At 43.1% G+C, this 16,728-nt stretch carries 10 protein-coding genes; 2 read left to right on the top strand and 8 right to left on the bottom strand.

Going from position 1 to position 16,728, the window contains the following annotated elements; translation table 11 throughout:
• Positions 1–28: 28 nt before the first annotated feature.
• From AB6735_RS16870 to AB6735_RS16855, 4 genes are all read right to left on the bottom strand, one after another.
• Positions 29–1,378, bottom strand: a complete 1,350-nt coding sequence (locus tag AB6735_RS16870) for a TlpA disulfide reductase family protein (RefSeq protein ID WP_090463556.1) — start codon at positions 1,376–1,378, stop codon at positions 29–31.
• The gene (locus AB6735_RS16865) at positions 1,378–2,727 is read right to left on the bottom strand and encodes a RagB/SusD family nutrient uptake outer membrane protein (RefSeq protein WP_090463559.1); all 1,350 of its coding nucleotides are present in this window, start codon (positions 2,725–2,727) and stop codon (positions 1,378–1,380) included. Before AB6735_RS16865 ends, AB6735_RS16870 begins: the two co-directional genes overlap by 1 nt.
• Positions 2,724–5,675 carry a SusC/RagA family TonB-linked outer membrane protein gene (locus AB6735_RS16860; RefSeq protein WP_090463562.1) on the bottom strand — a complete coding sequence of 984 codons (2,952 nt, stop codon included), beginning with the start codon at positions 5,673–5,675 and terminating at the stop codon, positions 2,724–2,726. Before AB6735_RS16860 ends, AB6735_RS16865 begins: the two co-directional genes overlap by 4 nt.
• 172 nt (positions 5,676–5,847) lie before the next feature.
• Entirely contained in the window at positions 5,848–6,108 is a 261-nt protein-coding gene (locus tag AB6735_RS16855) for a hypothetical protein (protein WP_090463564.1), read from the bottom strand.
• A 339-nt stretch (positions 6,109–6,447) separates the two neighbouring features.
• Here AB6735_RS16855 and AB6735_RS16850 point away from each other — a divergent pair, with 339 nt between their 5' ends.
• Positions 6,448–6,681, top strand: a complete 234-nt coding sequence (locus AB6735_RS16850) for a helix-turn-helix domain-containing protein (RefSeq protein WP_090463567.1) — start codon at positions 6,448–6,450, stop codon at positions 6,679–6,681.
• A gap of 99 nt (positions 6,682–6,780) precedes the next feature.
• Here the strand turns inward: AB6735_RS16850 and AB6735_RS16845 are convergent, their stop codons facing one another.
• On the bottom strand, positions 6,781–7,041 hold the full coding sequence (locus AB6735_RS16845) for a hypothetical protein (RefSeq protein ID WP_090463570.1): 261 nt from the start codon (positions 7,039–7,041) through the stop codon (positions 6,781–6,783).
• A 427-nt stretch (positions 7,042–7,468) separates the two neighbouring features.
• Here AB6735_RS16845 and AB6735_RS16840 point away from each other — a divergent pair, with 427 nt between their 5' ends.
• On the top strand, positions 7,469–11,776 hold the full coding sequence (locus tag AB6735_RS16840) for an NACHT domain-containing NTPase (RefSeq protein WP_090463574.1): 4,308 nt from the start codon (positions 7,469–7,471) through the stop codon (positions 11,774–11,776).
• 319 nt (positions 11,777–12,095) lie between these two features.
• Here AB6735_RS16840 and AB6735_RS16835 read toward each other — a convergent pair whose 3' ends face one another.
• The 3 genes from AB6735_RS16835 to AB6735_RS16825 all read right to left on the bottom strand — a co-directional run.
• Positions 12,096–12,908, bottom strand: coding sequence for a hypothetical protein (locus AB6735_RS16835; protein WP_090463577.1), 813 nt, complete (start codon positions 12,906–12,908; stop codon positions 12,096–12,098).
• A 242-nt stretch (positions 12,909–13,150) separates the two neighbouring features.
• Positions 13,151–15,538, bottom strand: a complete 2,388-nt coding sequence (locus tag AB6735_RS16830) for an AAA family ATPase (protein WP_090463580.1) — start codon at positions 15,536–15,538, stop codon at positions 13,151–13,153.
• Between the two features lie 139 nt (positions 15,539–15,677).
• The coding region (locus AB6735_RS16825) for a hypothetical protein (protein WP_370997012.1) at positions 15,678–16,728 on the bottom strand (1,051 nt) is incomplete at its 5' end.

Genomic DNA, 16,728 nt, shown 5'->3' with positions numbered 1-16,728 from the left:
CTGCCTGACGCAGCTTCCTTAATTTTTGTTATTCGTTTTCTGATATCACGAAAACGGGAATAATCCGTTTTCCTGCCTCCAGGGAAAAGCCAAGGGGATTAATCACAGCGTTGATCTGCTCTGGTGTAAGTCCCTTTTTGATCTGGACGTTCACGTTGAAGATTTTGCTCAAAGATATCCCGGACTCATTGATGATTGTTCCGTAGCCGATGCGGTGATTTAAGAGCTCCGTCAATTGCTGGATATTTATTGGCTGGTAATTGCTTGATTTATTTGCGTTGTCAGGTAAGGTATTTGCCTGGCCTTGTGAACTTTGGTTTGCTGGCTGCCTGGCCAGCTTAAGTACATAACAGTCCATGTTTCGCCGCTCGTACCGTCCGTTTATATTCAGGTACCGGTTGAGGTCGGCTATCATGTATTTTTGCAAAATGGTGTCTGCCACCCGGTAGGGTAATTTCAGGTCGTAACAATAAGAATTGGCATCAGCCCAGGCGCTGAAGCTCGTATAGGAAGAGTTTCGGAAACTGATCGGAGCTAACTGGGGGAGCATATATTTCAGAGAGTCTTTAACCTCGAAGATCAGCCGGCTGTAATTTTGCGCGCTGTACCAGTGACCGATAACAGCGTTCCAGTAAAGGTCCCGGATCGTCAGGTTACCCATAAAGATCCGGTTAAATTTCCGGGGTTCCTTCGCGTCGTTGCCCAGGAAAGCGTCAAAAGATAGCATTCCTTTAACTGCACGGGTAAATATGGAGCGGCTCTGGAAGCTGGTGTCCATGATATGGAATGGTTCAGTAATACTGGACGTGCCCAGGTTCATTTTGTCCTGCTTGATACTTGCCGCTATCGGTCGGTTACTCAGCGCATTCCTGATATTGGAACTGGTGACATCCGTGCCCTCGGAGATCATGGTCACTTTCCCGGTTTGGTCGATCCAGACGATATGTGGTAAAAGCTTGTGCGGGAACAGCCGCCGGGTCAGGATCGAATCGCTGGTCAGGGTCAGGTAAGCTTTGGAATTTAAGTCGGGTCGTCTTTTGAATAGCCTGTCGATCTTCTGGTAACTTTCATAACCTACGGCCACGATCTGCAATTGGTCCCCGAACTCTTTTTTGAGCTCAATTAACCGGGGCATTTCCTCCAGGCAGCCGGCACACCAGGTGCCCCAGAAATCCAATAGCAACAGTTTGTTCCGGTAGAGTTCGCTCAGCTTGACTTTTTTCAGGGTGTCCCCGTAAAAGCCGCGAAGGGTAATGTCGGGTACATGCTCCCCTATATGAATTTCCTGGGTTCCTTTTTCCTGGCTCCGGACTTCGGAGCACGATCCTGCCGCTAACAACAAGAGCAGGGTGATCTTTAAATAATAGAAGGTTTTCATTAGTATCCTGGATTTTGAGTAAGATTTGGATCATTCAGTATTTCGGCTTGCGGTATAGGGAAGAGCGCCGATGATGGCTTCCACAAGGGCTTAATTGGTGACAAGACCTGATCGATGGTTTGATACCTTTTCAGGTCAATGAAGCGGTTGCCGCCTTCGTTGAAAAGCTCGGCCTGCCGTTCCTGCCGGATGGCGGTCAGCAACTCATCAGCGGTAGTCGCCGTTGTTGCGGGCAAACCCGCTCTTTGCCGGATGGTATTCAGGTCTGCTCTGGCGCCGGAGAGGTCCTGTTGTCGCAGCCTGGATTCTCCTCTGATCAAATACAGCTCCGCCAGCCGGATATAGGTGCTGTATTCCGCCAGCGGGCCTGTAGTCGGGTTACGTTGTTTATACGTATAGGGATAATAATACTGTAGGCCGGAAACGGTTACGGAATTGACCCAGCTTGTCCTGCGTTTGTCTCCTGTTTCGAAGGAAGCCAGCAACTGCGGCGACACCTGATAGACGGGAATCCCCGATGACGGGACCGAGTTTAAGGTGGATGCTCCCGTGGAATTCCATAATTGGAGAATAGCTTCGGCGTTATTCGCGGTGAAGACCTGATTCAGGTTGCTCAGCAGGTTGTATTGCCCCGAGCTAATGACCTGGTCCGCCTGTGCTCCGGCATGGACGTAATCGTTATTGAACAGGTAGGCCTTGGCCAGCAGGGCAGCGGCCGCCCATCGGTTGGCCTGGATCTTTTCCCCGCCAAAAGGATAGGCGGCGGGCAATAATCGCTGACCTTCGGTCAGGTCGAGGATGACCCGGGTCATCACCGCTTTTGCGGGCGACCGGGCGGCTTTGGCGTTTTGGGTGACGGCGGTGGTCAGTACCAGCGGGACATCCCCGTAGATATTGACCAGCTGGTAATAACAGTAGGCCCGGACAAATCTCGCCTCACCCATGCACGTGTTTTTCAGCGTCGGTGGCAGGCTTTTCACCGGCTGAATGCCTTCAAGCAAAGCGTTGGCTTTATAGATCGTAGCATACAGGTTTTGCCAGATGCTCAGCACCGCGGTATTGCCGGTGGTTAGCGATCCATTGGTAAACTCGGTGGACACGGAACTGACGGTCGTCGTTTTCAATTCGTCTGTATAAGTGCCGATATACCGGATAAAGTTGGCATCCACCGTACCGAACAGGGTATAGAGGTTGGCGGTAGCCGCGACCGCGGAACTGCTGTCGCCGAATACTTTGTCAGGCGTCAGCTGGTTAGGGGGAAGATCGGTACTGGCCATCTTCCTGCACCCGGTGCAGGTGAAGATAAGCAGCGCGGGCAATAGCAGCCCGTATTTCAGGATATTTTTCATAGTGTTGTTTTTAGACCGAAAATGATGCTTTTCAATGGAGCCACGCCTCCGCTTCCTCCGCTGATCTCGGGATCAAAGCGCTGTTTGTTGGCGATCACCCAGAGGTTTTGGCCGTTAATATATAATTGGAGGTCTTTCAGGCCCAGGCGTTTTAGCAGGGCGGCCTTGGGTGTATAGGAAATGGCCAGGTTCTTTAGCCTGCCGTAGGAGGCGTCCGGTAACTGGGTGGAGTTGTATTGGGAGGAAACGATATTCACGGAGGCGCGGGGGATATCGGTGACATCACCGGGCTTTTGCCACCTGTTCAGCACGAACAAGGGGTCGTTATAGGGATAGGCTCCTAACAGTGGCTGATAACCCAGGTAACGCCTTTTCACGAACTCCATGGTTACGTCAAGCGCGAATCCTTTATAGGAAAAGGAATTGGTCCAGCCACCGAATAGATCCGGACTGGTCTTGCCTAATACCACGAGGTCCGCGGGTGTGGTGATCTTACCGTCGTTATTAATGTCGGCGAATTGCGCGATACCGGTTTGCGGATCGACCCCTAACAGCTTCAGTCCTTTTTTGACACTCAGGTCCTGGCCGACGATATAGGTGTTGGCATAGCTGGACCCTTCGATATTTGGAAAGCTTTGAAGCTTGTTTTTGGGCAGGGTCAGGTTGATCGTGCTGGTCCAGTTCAATCCCTTGCCGCTTAGGGCTTGTACTTTCAGGTCGAGCTCCAACCCGGTATTTTGGATCACTGCCGGGAAGTTGGCCTGGTAGGACGCGAATCCTGCGAGATAGGGGATCTTATAAGCGATCAGCTGTTTACTGCTGTTATGCCGGTACCAGGCCGTAGTGAACAGGATCCGGTCATGGATAAATCCCAGCTCCAGCGCTGCTTCGAGCTTGCGGGTGGTTTCCCAGCTGTAATCCGGGTTGGCGACCCGGGCCGGTGACAGGGTCGACGTGCCCCCGTAAACGGTTCCGGCATTATAACTGGATATATACTGGTAGTCACTGATCTGGTCATTCCCGGTCGTACCATAGCTGCCCCGGAGTTTTCCGTAGCTCAAAAAGGGGAGGCTTCTTTTGATCCCATTTTCTTCCGTGAATATCCAGGCTCCACCGATCGCGTAAAAATTGCCGAATTGCTTACCCGGTCCAAAGCGGCTGGAGCCGTCCCGCCGGAAGTTGAGATCGAGCAGGTATTTTTTTTTCCGGTTATAATTTACCCGCCCAAAGACCGAAACATATTTATACAGGGAGTAGGTGTTAATCTGGTTGACGATGGTGTTAGCGGCTCCGAGGTTACCCAGCAGGGCGGGGTTGCTGACCCCGTCGCCCTCCAGGGTGTATCCGGTATTCTCTACATGTTGGAAAGTGCCGGCGATCAGGGCGGTCAGCACATCCCCGGAAATCTCTTTCCGGTAATTGAGTTGTGGTTCCAGGATATAACGCTGGGAAACACTGTTGGAGAAATAGGCGGTAGGCAAGGGGTCAAAGGAGGGGTCCTGGGAATCCTGAGGCAGGGTGGCCACCTGGTCTAATGCGTAACGGTTATAACCCAGGCTGATCTTGGCATCCATTCCCGGGAACAGCTTGTAGCCTAACGAGGTGCTGACATTGATATAATCTGTATTGCTGCGCTGTTTTTGTTCCAGCGCCGCTACCGGGTTACTGATGTCCCAGTTATAGCTCCCGTCCGGGTTGCGGACCAGGAAATTGGGGGGAATGGAAAAAGCGCCGCTGTTGATGGCGGAATAAAGGGTGTGGTTGTTGTCTTTATTATAGTTGACGGACAGGGTGAGGTTGAACCGCTGATCATTACTGCTATGGTTGAAATTGAAATAACCGCCGCCCTTTTTATAGTTTTCATCACCGGGCAGGATGGTCCCCTCATTCCGGTAATTCAGGCTGAACAGGTATTGGTTATTCTCGTTACCGCCGGCGATACTGGTCTGCAGCGTGGTAACCTGTGCGGTTTTGCCATAAAAATAACGCTGCCAGTCGGTTGACTTCGTCGTATCCCATTTAAGCAGGTCGGGCGCTGTGTTCACATCTGGGATGACGCCATCATTGGCAAAAGCCTCCCGCCGGAGTTTCAGGTAATAGGGCAATCCTAATACAGGGTTTATCCGGCTGATCTTGCTGATGCCATGGGTGAGGTCCACCGTGACCCGGTCCCCGCCTTTTTTTCCTTTTTTGGTGGTGATCAGCACCACGCCGTTAGCGGCCCTTGATCCGTAGATCGCCGTAGCGTCCGCGTCTTTTAAAATATCGATGCTTTCGATATCGTCGGGGTTGATGATACTTAGGGGGCTGATGATGCCGTTAGCGCCATTCAGCGCTCCGCTTCCATAGGGTGAGGTTGACAGGAATGGAACACCATCTACGATGAACAGCGGGTCTGTACCGGAGGCCAGCGAGCCCTGGCCGCGGATTTGTACTTTGATGCCTCCTCCCGGCAAGCCGTTCGTCGTTTGTACCAGGACGCCGGAAGCACGGCCTTGTAATGCCGCTAATGGATTGCTGACCGGCTGGTTTTCGATCTCTTTGGCGGATATGGACGCGACGCTCCCCGTATTGAATCTTTTCGTGGTTGTTCCGTACCCGATGACCTGCACTTCATTGAGGGCGCTGAGGTCTGGTGTCAGTTGTATGGACAGGGGTGCTGTCCTGGTATGCTCAAAGGGAATACTGGCTTTTTGGAAGCCGATAAAACTGACAGTAAGTGTTCCGCTCTTGACGGTTACAAACAGCTTAAAGGTACCATCGGCGCTGGTAATGGCCGGTACCCGGGTACCCTGTAGCAGCACGGTAGCGCCGGGCAGGGGCTTGCCCTGTTCGTCGGTTACTTTACCGGTCAGGGTCTGGGAAAACTGGGGGCTGAGTTCCTGTGCGGGCAGCTTAAAAAAAAGGCAAAGCGTGGCCAGCACCATAAAAAATATCGTTTTTTTCATGTGTGTTTGGGGTTGTTTAAAAAATCGGGAAGAAATGCCCGTTCGGGCATGGATGGGATAGGTCAATAACGGCAGCCGGAAGCTTAACTATTAACTGATCGGACTGCCGTTATCGTTACTGGTCATTCCGGCGGGCAAATGACAAGTAACCATTGGTTCATGTGAATCGTGGTCATTTGTCGGCTCCTTTCTGCATTTCTTTGTGGTAGTTATACAGGGCAAGGGCCAGGTCGGGGAGCTTGTCCATGAAGTCGCCTAACTCTTCCGGCGTTAAGGTGTGCAGTTCTTTGCCTCTGCCGGTGGTACCGAAGGCAAACCATTTGAACAGCTCACTTTTTAGCGCGGGAGAATCAATGCCGGCAAAGATCCGCTCTAACGCTTCTTCAGCGCTGAGTAACTGGATCCGGTTGATTGATTTGAGTTTTGCGTCCATCCCTGTATATCGTTAAAGAAGGGTTTCTGCTGCTTTGCCGGAGCAAAAGAAGGCGTGGAACCCGACTTATTGCTCTGGAGGTACTGGTATACCGGGAAACAAATAAGTGAGCCCACGCCTATAGCGTAGGCATTCCACTTATCGACTCGTTTCCATTAAATTACCAGTTTCCCAGAGCGAGTTTTAAGTGCGAATGCTTCTATTTATCTATGAAGAATCGCAAAAATAATTAAAGTATTCACATCTAATCGATGCTTAAAACACTAAAGTAAGTAATTTTTTCCAAATGGTACATAACTATGTACCATTTATTTTACAAAGTAGAATGATATTTCGCTGATGCCAATTAGTGAAAATGATTTACGATTACGCTTAGGGGAGAAAATCGAAGAATTAAGGTCTTCGAAGAATCTTGGCGTTCGTGAATTTGCGTTAATTGCAGAAATCGAGCATCACCAATTGATAAATATTGAAAAGGGAAGAGTCGATTTACGGCTTAAAACGCTCAGAAAAATAGCTATTGGTTTAGACATCGAAGTACAGGAGCTTTTTAATTTTAAGAAAATTTCCTGATTTTTTTGGCGTTGCCTTTGGCCCAGGCTTTTCGTTACAAGTCCTCGCTTCGCTGTGGGCTTTTTACTGCAATCCTTAACGCGAGTATGGTCATATAGGCTATTTATGGTGGCCATAAGGAGGGATAAGGCACAGCAGAAACAGCAATATTCCACCCATTATCAAGAGATTTGCAAAAATAACCCCGAGCCATTCTATAAATCTGATGAGTCTCATTTGCTCATAAGATTTAAAGCCTTCAAGTCCTGTAATGCTTCTCCTGTAAAATCTTCTTCTGCCGATCCAATATTTAAATATGGCAAGACCCTTCATACCTGCGTTTGTAACAAGAATTGACGAGATGATTTGTTGCTGTTTCATGGCAAAAGGTTATATGCATATTTAACAAAATAAATATTTGTTGGTTTGTGCTTTTGAATTACAAGCTTGTGAACTCTTAACTACAATACCTAACTCGTTGTTAAAGGCTTATTAAATTTAAGGCATTGTGAAAAAAATCAGATAGCATCGACTCTGAATTTATAACTTTCTCATGCTTGAAATCCTATTCGATGGGTTTGTTCTACTACCTTTGATTAGATCAATAACCAACTCAATCTTGAATGTTTTATAATAGCATTATTTATGGTCGTATTTTTAAACTTATTAGTAAATGAATAATCTCAAATTTAATATGGATGTAAAATCTTATTTTAAGTATTTATTTTAATCTGTAGCTTTTATTACTGAGAGACTTACCTACTCGTATTCTTAGTCGTTTAAAGTAATTGAACTCAACCTTATTATTATGCCAAATCAGTATCAAGAACTAAACCAGAGAGATTACCAAACTGATTACGAAGATTTTGGCATCAGGCCACCCGCTAAATATAATTTTGATCGCTTACCTTTTGGTGACCTGTCTCCCCGCAGGTTTGAACAACTTTGCTTAAAATATTGTTACAAAAACTATGGAATGGAACTATGTACTCTGTACGGATATCCTGGCCAAAAACAGTATGGGCTTGATATCTTGGTGCGCACCGATGACGAAAAATACATCCTTTATCAGTGCAAAAGGGTCGAACAGTTCACAGGAGATGACCTCATAAAAGCTATAAACGTTTTCAGCGACGTAAAAAGCCAGCAAAAATGGTTTGCCAAGACTGCCGAATTCGTTTTGTTTTCTTCTAATGAACTCATTGATACTTCCTTCGTTGATACGCTGGAAGAACAAAGGAAACTGCTGGAAGCAGAAGGAATAAAACTTTCAAAATTAGGCAGCAACGAGATTTCTGAGGAAATTAAAAACGATGTTGATATTATATATGAGTTTTTTGGAGAGCTGTGGGTAAAAGCATTTGTAAAAAGAGAAGTTTATGAACCATATTTCGCCAGCCTGATTAGATTGCCTGAAAAAAAAGTTTACGGCCAAGTTCGTGACTATATTCCTAGAAAATTAACTAATCCCGAACGACCAACGAAAAAATATGGATATACCTATTATGATTCACAGCTATTAGCAGATCACATCAGTGATTGTCATGCGGAAAATAGGCCCGCCAGAGTAATTATTCGCTCGGATGCAGGGTTGGGAAAGAGCAAAGAGCTGGATTACCTAGCCTTTCATTACAGTACGACCAGCCGACTTTTTCCTATTATTGTCCGGTTAAAATTATATCGAGGCGACTTGGACAAGTTAATCAGCGCATTCTATGAATTTTGGCTACAGGTACCCAAACAAAGATTGTTGCTGTTATTCGATGGTCTCGATGAAATTCCTAATAATCTCCTTGAGAATTTTATAGGACAATTTAATTTTCTATTACAAAACTATGCTCCGGCCAATATCGTTACCACTGCTCGAAGCAGCTTTTCATTAAAGTCTATAGGAGACGGTGCAGATGAAATGAGCCGTCTTAAACCGCAATACCTTAAACCGTTAGATCAATATGATATTGCCAAGTATTATCAGGATCGGGGGCTTTCGGTTGCCAGCATAAAAAAATTCGACGATCTGTGTAAAAAGACCCGGTTGATGGATCTGCTGAACAATCCTTTCTATCTAAAAAATCTGGTGGATTTATTTGAACATCCCTCGTTATCTTTTCCGAAAGACCGCGCAGAAGCCATCAGTCAGATTATCGAACTAAAGCTGGAGGAGGACAAAATAAAATATCCATTTATGTTGCCAACAGCAGACTACCTGCTATTTGCGAAGAAGCTTGCGGTTTACCTGACACTCACCGGCCGAAATTCAATCGTCGAGGGACAGCTCAAAGAATTAACAATGCTGAGAGCAGGAGATATTCGTTATTGCTCACTATTAAGCTGTGAAGAGAATGATAAGGCGTTATCCATTTATTTTGAACATAATAATTTCCAGGAATATTTGACTGCCAGTTACCTGGATAGCCTCGATTGGGGCCGATTACAGCGATTACTGTTTCATGAACCTGTATTTCTCATCCTAAAACCGCGCCTGGTGAACACTGCGAATTACCTTTTCACCATAATGGAAAAGACGAACGACAAATACTCAAGATTTTTTCATACCCTTAAAGAGCATAATCCGGAATTACTATTGAGGTTTGAGAAAGATAAAATTGAGTTAGAAACCCGACTAGTAATTTTCAAACATTTGATCTTTCAAGGAAAAAAAGAAGGGTTATATTATTTGCGTGGTTCTTACGAGGTTCAGGATCTCTTGGCATTTGTTGATCACACTCCTGAAGCTCTGAGCTTTCTGTTCTCTGAACTTCAGGACGCTAACTGCACACCTGTTCATCAAAGATGTTTACTGGATATTTTACTCAATTTTCAAACCGAAAACATAACTGGCGGTAACCGGCAGCTACTTCGGAAGGAGCTACGGCATATCGTACAGTCAGATGAAACTCCGGCCATTCACGACATGGCAATTGATGTCATGACTAAGCATCTGTTTTTGGATCTTGCCGATATCCGTTTTTGCGTACGAAAATGTCCAAACGCAGATAATAAAATGGTTCGGGAAGCCACATTAAAGATGATCAAAACTGCGGCGGCAGAAGAATATTTTAACTATATCCTTGAGAGTGCCTCGATAATATTTCCAAAGGAATCAAATAGTTCAACTGTGTTAGGAAATGACTTTCTGGAAATTGTTCTCGCTTTTATTAATCCCCAAAGAGCGGTCACTTGGCTGAAATTTGCAATAAAAAATATTGAACAGCTGAGCATCATTTTGGACTCCATTTACGATCTGTCAGAACGCCAAACTATTCAAAAAATTAATGAAAAGCTGGCCGACCTATATTTAGTGACTGGAGATCAAACGATCCTGAATGAATATACGGCGTTCATTGCTGCTATCCATGCTAATCTTTCAGAGGGCAACAAGTGGGGTAACCTAGCATTATTTTTCATTAAGACGAACACCAGGGAAATCGCTTTGTTTTCATTATTGCGGGGGGAAGACAGTGTATTGTACCGTAGTTCAATTGGGGCAGATTTAGTCGACAATAACCTAATTGACCAACTCATAGCGCAGGTTCAGAGCGGTCAGATTGAAAAGGATGCACTGCGAATGACACGTATTTTCCTTGATCATTTCGATCGAAGGGATTGTTTTAAATATCTTGATGAAAAGATAGCGATAGCCTATCCTGACTTCTTTCAGCCAGTAACCAAATCTGCGTTTAATTGGGTCGAAATAAACCGACAGCGCACAGAAAGAGATTTCGAACTCCTTAAAAGCAAGAAAACATTCGTTGATGAAGCGAAAAGAATTTATAAGGAAGTAGCTCGGTTAAATGATTTTGACGAGGATTGGTTTATGCTTGAACGCAGCGAAAAAACAGAGATCAAAAGTATCGTGACTAATAATATCATTTTTCGAATGATCGAAAGTCAAAAACTGAACGGGTTTGACACGTTTATGCAATGGATCAACGAATGGAACTGGGATTATTATGTGTTTACACAAATGACAGCTTACGGTGTTGAGCAGAAAAAAGAATTACCCCAATATTGGCTAGACTGGCTGCAGTCTTACGTTAACAAGGTGATGTTAAGGAAAGTAGATTTTAAAAAGTCGCTTAAAAAAACGCCGGATGGTAGGTATGTTGGCACCTACGGCGCACGCCATCTTCGCTCCTTATTTATGCAAGGTCTAATCCAGCTGCCGCAAGTAGTTCTTTTTGATATGGTTTCATTCGATGCGAGCGGCTTTGTACAATTGACCCCAATGCCGGTTAATAGGGAATACCTCTTCCAAAGGATCCTGGAAAAGGTTGATGACGTCAGTTTATTCAAAAAAAGGATATTGATGAACCTAACGAAAAGGTTCCCTGAAACCAGAGTTCTGGAAACCCATTGTAGTATCTGCATCGTTTTGCAAATCACTGAATCGATTCCTTTGCTGATTGATCATTTGCAAAAGAAATCCACCCCTAACGATGTCAAAGACTCCTTGGTGACAACCTTGGTGGCACTCGGAGCCAGTCCTGAAATATTAGCCAGTGAACTAAAGCAGGTAAAGTTTATTACGGAGGATTGGCAATGGGGGCTTTTCAAACCTGTATTTAATGCAATCCTTAACGGAAAAAATATATGGGATAAACACGCCTGTCTCAAACTTGCCGAGAGGTCTGCTAATAAGCATCAGATCGAAAGTCGTTTGAAATGGCGTTTAATTAAAGCATCTCTTAAACTTGGGTCAACAAGAGCCGCAACTAATTTCTTTAAATACCTAAGCAGTAATAAAAGCTGGAGTGATTACGCCGATATTGATGCCAAAGATTTCGAAGCCATAGGTTCTTTCAATCCTAAAGAGATGATCAGGCGATGTATCAAAATACTTGGCCCATCGGTGCTTAAACATAGACAAGATGGGCCAAATTTGAGCGAACGGTTCGTCACTCAATTAATCAGACAACTGGCTGTAAAGCATTACGATTTAATGCTTTTTTCTCTCCAGTGTTATGAAGCCATGATCGAGGAACTCACCAAGCAAAATCCCGACCTAGTTTATTTACGATGGTATGAAAAGGACCTGGTTACCGATTATTACATCAAGGCCACAACATTTGAAAATGAACAGGAAGTATTAAATATGATTGATATGCTGCATTGAGATCCTTATTGTATGCCGCTATAAATTTTAGTCCGGTTTAAACCTTGTTTATGTACAATAATTATGTGGAGAGGGTGGTATTGGCCTATTATAAACTGAATGAAATAAATAGATTAATAAGCCTTTCAGAACTGTTTCCATGATATCGTTTTTCATATCTTGCCAGTTTTTTCCTTTTCTTCTTGAATAATGGAGATTAAGGACATTTTAACGTCTGGATTAAACCCCGGTAGGAAACCCAGCAGAAACTACCAGGTATTCCCAGCACTAGCACGCCCAATTTCTTTTAATAATGGTGGACGTCCAGGGAATCGCTTTTTTAATGCCGTTTAGCGCGCGGTTGCTTTTGCGCATTTATTCTAATTTTTTTTGTTTCTCCATCACAGATTTCGAACAATTTATTTCGCCATTCGACTCTGTTATAGTCAACGCTATTATTAACTTCAATTCCATGGAAATATCGCTTATTTTTATGAATAATGCCAAATTGCATAGCATTAAATCGATTATAAAGCCCAACTAACTGAGGAGGCCCTCCAACATAGTTATTGGTAATATTCTCAAGTGTTTCGCAAAAGCACTGGAAAACGGCACGGCTGGTTTTGGCCTCATTGCTTTTTTGAAATTCCTTAAACCGTTCTTCAAACTCAATTCTGCCGGAACCAATAATAAATAGCTTATCCGAATGTTCAGAAAATGTTTGGTTCCCAACGGACCATGAATCGCCAGCTTTCCTCCAGGTTATTTTCTTACAAAGGAAATCTATCTCTCCACTCCTACAAGCAAATAATATTTGAATAGTGTCGTCGACAATACCGATTGTCTGTGATGGGTAATCCGCGAACAATTCTTTTAATTTTTGGTAAAAGGCATCAAATTTTTCATCGTTCGTGGAAATAGCAGGGAATAAAAAGCCTTGATCAGAAAGATCAATCAACTGGTTAATTACGATAGACGGAAATAATACGTCTCCACAATAACCAATTATTACAGGGTGATTTTTACAGCCAAAAACTTTCCGTCCAAAGTCATAAGTTGCGGTTATTCCCCATGATATTCGGCTATCACTTGCAATGTTTAATGATGAAATTTTTCTGGAATCCATACCGATCCAAGAAACTACAAGTGTCATTTAATATTTTTTGTTAAGGTAATATTTATTTTTTGCTTCTTAGTCAACATGCTTTGATCAATCGTTATTTGGGATACAGTAAGTCGATACGAACTACACAGTGCAATCAATTTGGTCTGATCCAAACAGATAATATGCGTAAAACATAGAATTATGTGAACCATTTAAGCGCTCTTCGGTAGCCATTTTTAGAAGAACTGTGCTAAAAAATGAAAGTACTCATTACTCATTTTCCTTTTTCTCTAAGCCAATTGATTTATGCTGTCCATGAGTGCCTCATATTGATCTGCGTCAGTAGTTTTTATCCGGTTAATAACTGCGTTTGATACCCGGTGGATTTCGTCCATATCTATAGGCTCCATGCCTCTTTCGAAATGCTCTCCGATATGAGAATACTCATTTATAACCCGATTGATGAGGTTAATGGTGATGCTATCCCCGGCAAAATATTTGCGCAGCTTCTCGTCTGGTGTCATTTTATGACTTGGGTACTTGTAGAATAGGTAAGCTTCCAGAAATTTGCGCATGTTATTGCCAAAACTATATTGATAATTATGGTTGATGATTTCACGGTCACCTACAGAGCACTGGTAGATTTGATCGAACAGATAATTAAATTCGGTAATATAGTTTTTGAGATAGTCCGGTGCCAGTTTCAAGATAGTGTTACCTTTTGTTTTCCGTTCAATGATAAAATGCTTGATATCTGCCTTGTTTTTGCTGCCGGGCTGCGGTTTAAAATAAGGCGTTGTTAGTTTTTTTAGGTATTTTAAGAAGTCGAGGTTGTGGGTCGAAATAAACAGTTGTCCATATTTTTTTGGGCCAGCTATCACACTTTCGATCAGACTGAACATAAAAAAAATATGGTTACTATCCAGGCTCGATATTGGGTCATCAATATAAATAACCAGTTTGTGGCCATTGACTTGATCTTTGAGTTCATCCTCCATTTTTGCTATGAAATAACAAAAGGAGATAAGGCTGCATTCTCCTTCACTTAAATTGTTAGCATTTATGCCTTCCCGTTGGATAATAAATTTCATATTGGGCGATTCTCCTTCCGCGACCAGCTTTAATTCGTTATGCCCAAAAAAATGGGTCAGGTGCTGATTGACAAGTTCTGCACCTTTGCTTTCATCTTTAGCCTGCGCTTCTAAAGTTCTTTTTTCTTCAGCTAACCTTTTGATTTCTGCTTTTTTAGGCGTAAGGTCGGTGTGTAATTTAAGTAGTTCGGCATCTTTGGTATCAATGGTTTCCAATTCTTTCAGATAGTCGATATCTATGAGATAGGCAGCGATGTGTGCAAATCGTAAATCTTTCCTTGCCCGTAATTGGTCAAGAGCTAGTGAACTCGTTTTTTTATTATGGTCAGTTAGGATATTATTAAATTGCCTGAATACATTCAGAATGCTTTCTGAAACATCAGTAATCTCTGGGAGTTCACGCTCGCGAAAGATATCTTTTTCTCGTGCCCGAAGCTCAGTGATCAGTTGATCTATACTTTCGCTGTAAGTTTTGCTTGCGGATTTCCATGTTTTTAGCGCACCATCAAATTGGGGTTGTAGGGTCACGTAAAAACTTTCTTTTTTTAAGGTTAAAAACTCATTTAATCCTTTTTTTGCTTGCTCCAAAAGGTCTATTTTGCTCTTTATTGACGCTCTTAAATCCTCAGACTCTTTGCTGAAGTGTTCATCCAATTTGCTCCAGAGTTTATCGTCGATGATATTGCCGCAGAAACCGCAGGTTTTACGCTTGCCTTTGTGTTTATCTATCCCTTGCCTTACCCATTCCTGTAAAAGGTTATCGCTGATCAAGTCGGCTATTGGTGTACTGGGCTTGATCTTCTTTAAAAGAATTTCCTTGCAGTCTTTGTAATAATCCGCGAATTTTGGTTTGGATTCAGACAAGGGGTTAATATCTTCCAATGCACCTTCCTTTAATAATTTGACCTTTTCCTGTGTTTGCTCTGGGCTTAAGAAGTGTTTATTGAGATCTGTTCCCAATAGTGTGATATCCGCCTTAATGTCAGTTATTGAATAAGCCTTTTTTGCATTAGTGGCCAGGAAGAGATTACTGTCGATCTTGATTTTGTCACTGGCCCGCCTCTTCAATTTTTCATCCAGAGTGTTGGTCCTGTCCTCATTTAATTTCGCCAGCCGGTCAAGCTCTTTTTGCAATTTGTCTATTTCAAATAAAAGACCTTTGCCATCATCAACTTTTCCAAGAGCCTCATCAATTGCTGTAATTTCTTTATCAAGTTCTATATTTTTCGATCCGAGTATGGTAAATGGTTCTATGGTACCGTCATCATTGTACAACCACCCCAAGTTTTCCCTTACAAAATCGGTATTATAAACGCGGATCTTATGATGAGCAGCGAACTCATGGAGATTTGCCTGGGATATAACCTTGCCATTATCCAACGTAATTTGGAACTTACACTCAAGGTAGTTCTTATGCATGAGGTTGTCTTCAATGCATTTAAACATTCGAGCCAATGTCGTTTTACCGGAGTAGTTCCTTCCGTAAATAATATTTAATCTTTGGAATATATCATCACGGCCTATTGCTGTTTGCCAGGAATAACTGTTGAATAGTCCAAAATGACCTATATCAATTTTAGTAATCATTTGCTGAGGTTTGTGAAAGGTCGTTTGAAAGGTTACCAATCAAACTTAGGTATTAATTATCTTATTTTAAATACTAACGGATTACTAATAACTCGATGCAAAATATCAGATATGCCTTAACTGTTTAAATATTTCGTTGCTAAAAAATTTCCCTCAATTTCCAAATTAACTCCAGTGCCTCCAACCATCCGGAGTTTGCAAAGTGGTTCAGGATGGAAAGTAAATGATTAAAGTTTGCCTGATCTTTCAATATACCTTTATGGTCTGCAAGTATTCTCTCCGTCAGTTTCATGGTTTCCTGCATAGTCGTCTGGTCGTAGGTAAAACTATTCGCTGAAGCGCAGGCAACAGTATCCGAAGCTAACTCAAGAATGTAAACAGGATCGGCAGGAAATAAAAAGTTTAATAGCTGCATGAGGTAATAACCTGAATGTGCGACCATAAAACCTTGTTTTATATTTTTTGATTGGGTCAGGATTAGTGATAGCAATGGCTTTACTTGTTTAAGATAATCCTTTTTGTCTTTCAAAATCGCTAGCTTCGACTTACTTTTCACGTCTTTATCAACTTTAAAGAATAGTTGATCAATACATAAGTCTATCGTATGGAGCGGAGCGGTTATGGCAGGATCATTGAGTTCGAGTCCCTTAACCAAATCAAACTGACCAAGTATAAATTCTTCGATCAGAGAATATAGCTCCCGCTCGCTTGTTTTGCCTAATAGTGCTTCCTTTTCTTTGTTTTTAGAATCAAGGATTTCAAAGGTGCGCCATATGAATTCCCTGCAAAAATCTTCATTGACCGAATTGTGCCTGACTAATTCTAGTGCTGATGAATTCTCATGGTTCAAAATAACTTCCAGCAATAAATAAACGTACATTTTTTCAAGTTCGTTCTTTACCTTGATGTTATGGATTCTGGGACTAACCGTCCAAAGCGAATCAACTACTTTTTCGGTATTTTGAGTAATGACATCCTTGTAATACATCGCATGAATAACTTCATGGAGACAGTCGCCGTCTGTCTCATTTCGCATTCGCTCAGCAATAACAAACCAGTACAATTCTGGCGCTGCTTTATAAAAATACGACAATTCCCGTAACGCCTGAAAGCGTGGGTATACCGCTGAAATTGACCATGTATTCCGGGGCAATGTTGCAATGTGTTCCGCCGATATTTGACCAGGGCGT

The sequence above is a fragment of the Mucilaginibacter sp. RCC_168 genome (assembly GCF_041355315.1).
GTDB lineage: Bacteria > Bacteroidota > Bacteroidia > Sphingobacteriales > Sphingobacteriaceae > Mucilaginibacter.
This window is presented reverse-complemented; position numbering and strand designations above follow the sequence as displayed.

Coding starts and splice junctions, on each gene's coding strand:
- AB6735_RS16865 (WP_090463559.1), bottom strand. CDS start 2,727: ATGAAAAATATCCTGAAATACGGGCTGCTATTGCCCGCGCTGCTTATC.
- AB6735_RS16855 (WP_090463564.1), bottom strand. CDS start 6,108: ATGGACGCAAAACTCAAATCAATCAACCGGATCCAGTTACTCAGCGCT.
- AB6735_RS16840 (WP_090463574.1), top strand. CDS start 7,469: ATGCCAAATCAGTATCAAGAACTAAACCAGAGAGATTACCAAACTGAT.
- AB6735_RS16870 (WP_090463556.1), bottom strand. CDS start 1,378: ATGAAAACCTTCTATTATTTAAAGATCACCCTGCTCTTGTTGTTAGCG.
- AB6735_RS16830 (WP_090463580.1), bottom strand. CDS start 15,538: ATGATTACTAAAATTGATATAGGTCATTTTGGACTATTCAACAGTTAT.
- AB6735_RS16835 (WP_090463577.1), bottom strand. CDS start 12,908: ATGACACTTGTAGTTTCTTGGATCGGTATGGATTCCAGAAAAATTTCA.
- AB6735_RS16845 (WP_090463570.1), bottom strand. CDS start 7,041: ATGAAACAGCAACAAATCATCTCGTCAATTCTTGTTACAAACGCAGGT.
- AB6735_RS16860 (WP_090463562.1), bottom strand. CDS start 5,675: ATGAAAAAAACGATATTTTTTATGGTGCTGGCCACGCTTTGCCTTTTT.
- AB6735_RS16850 (WP_090463567.1), top strand. CDS start 6,448: ATGCCAATTAGTGAAAATGATTTACGATTACGCTTAGGGGAGAAAATC.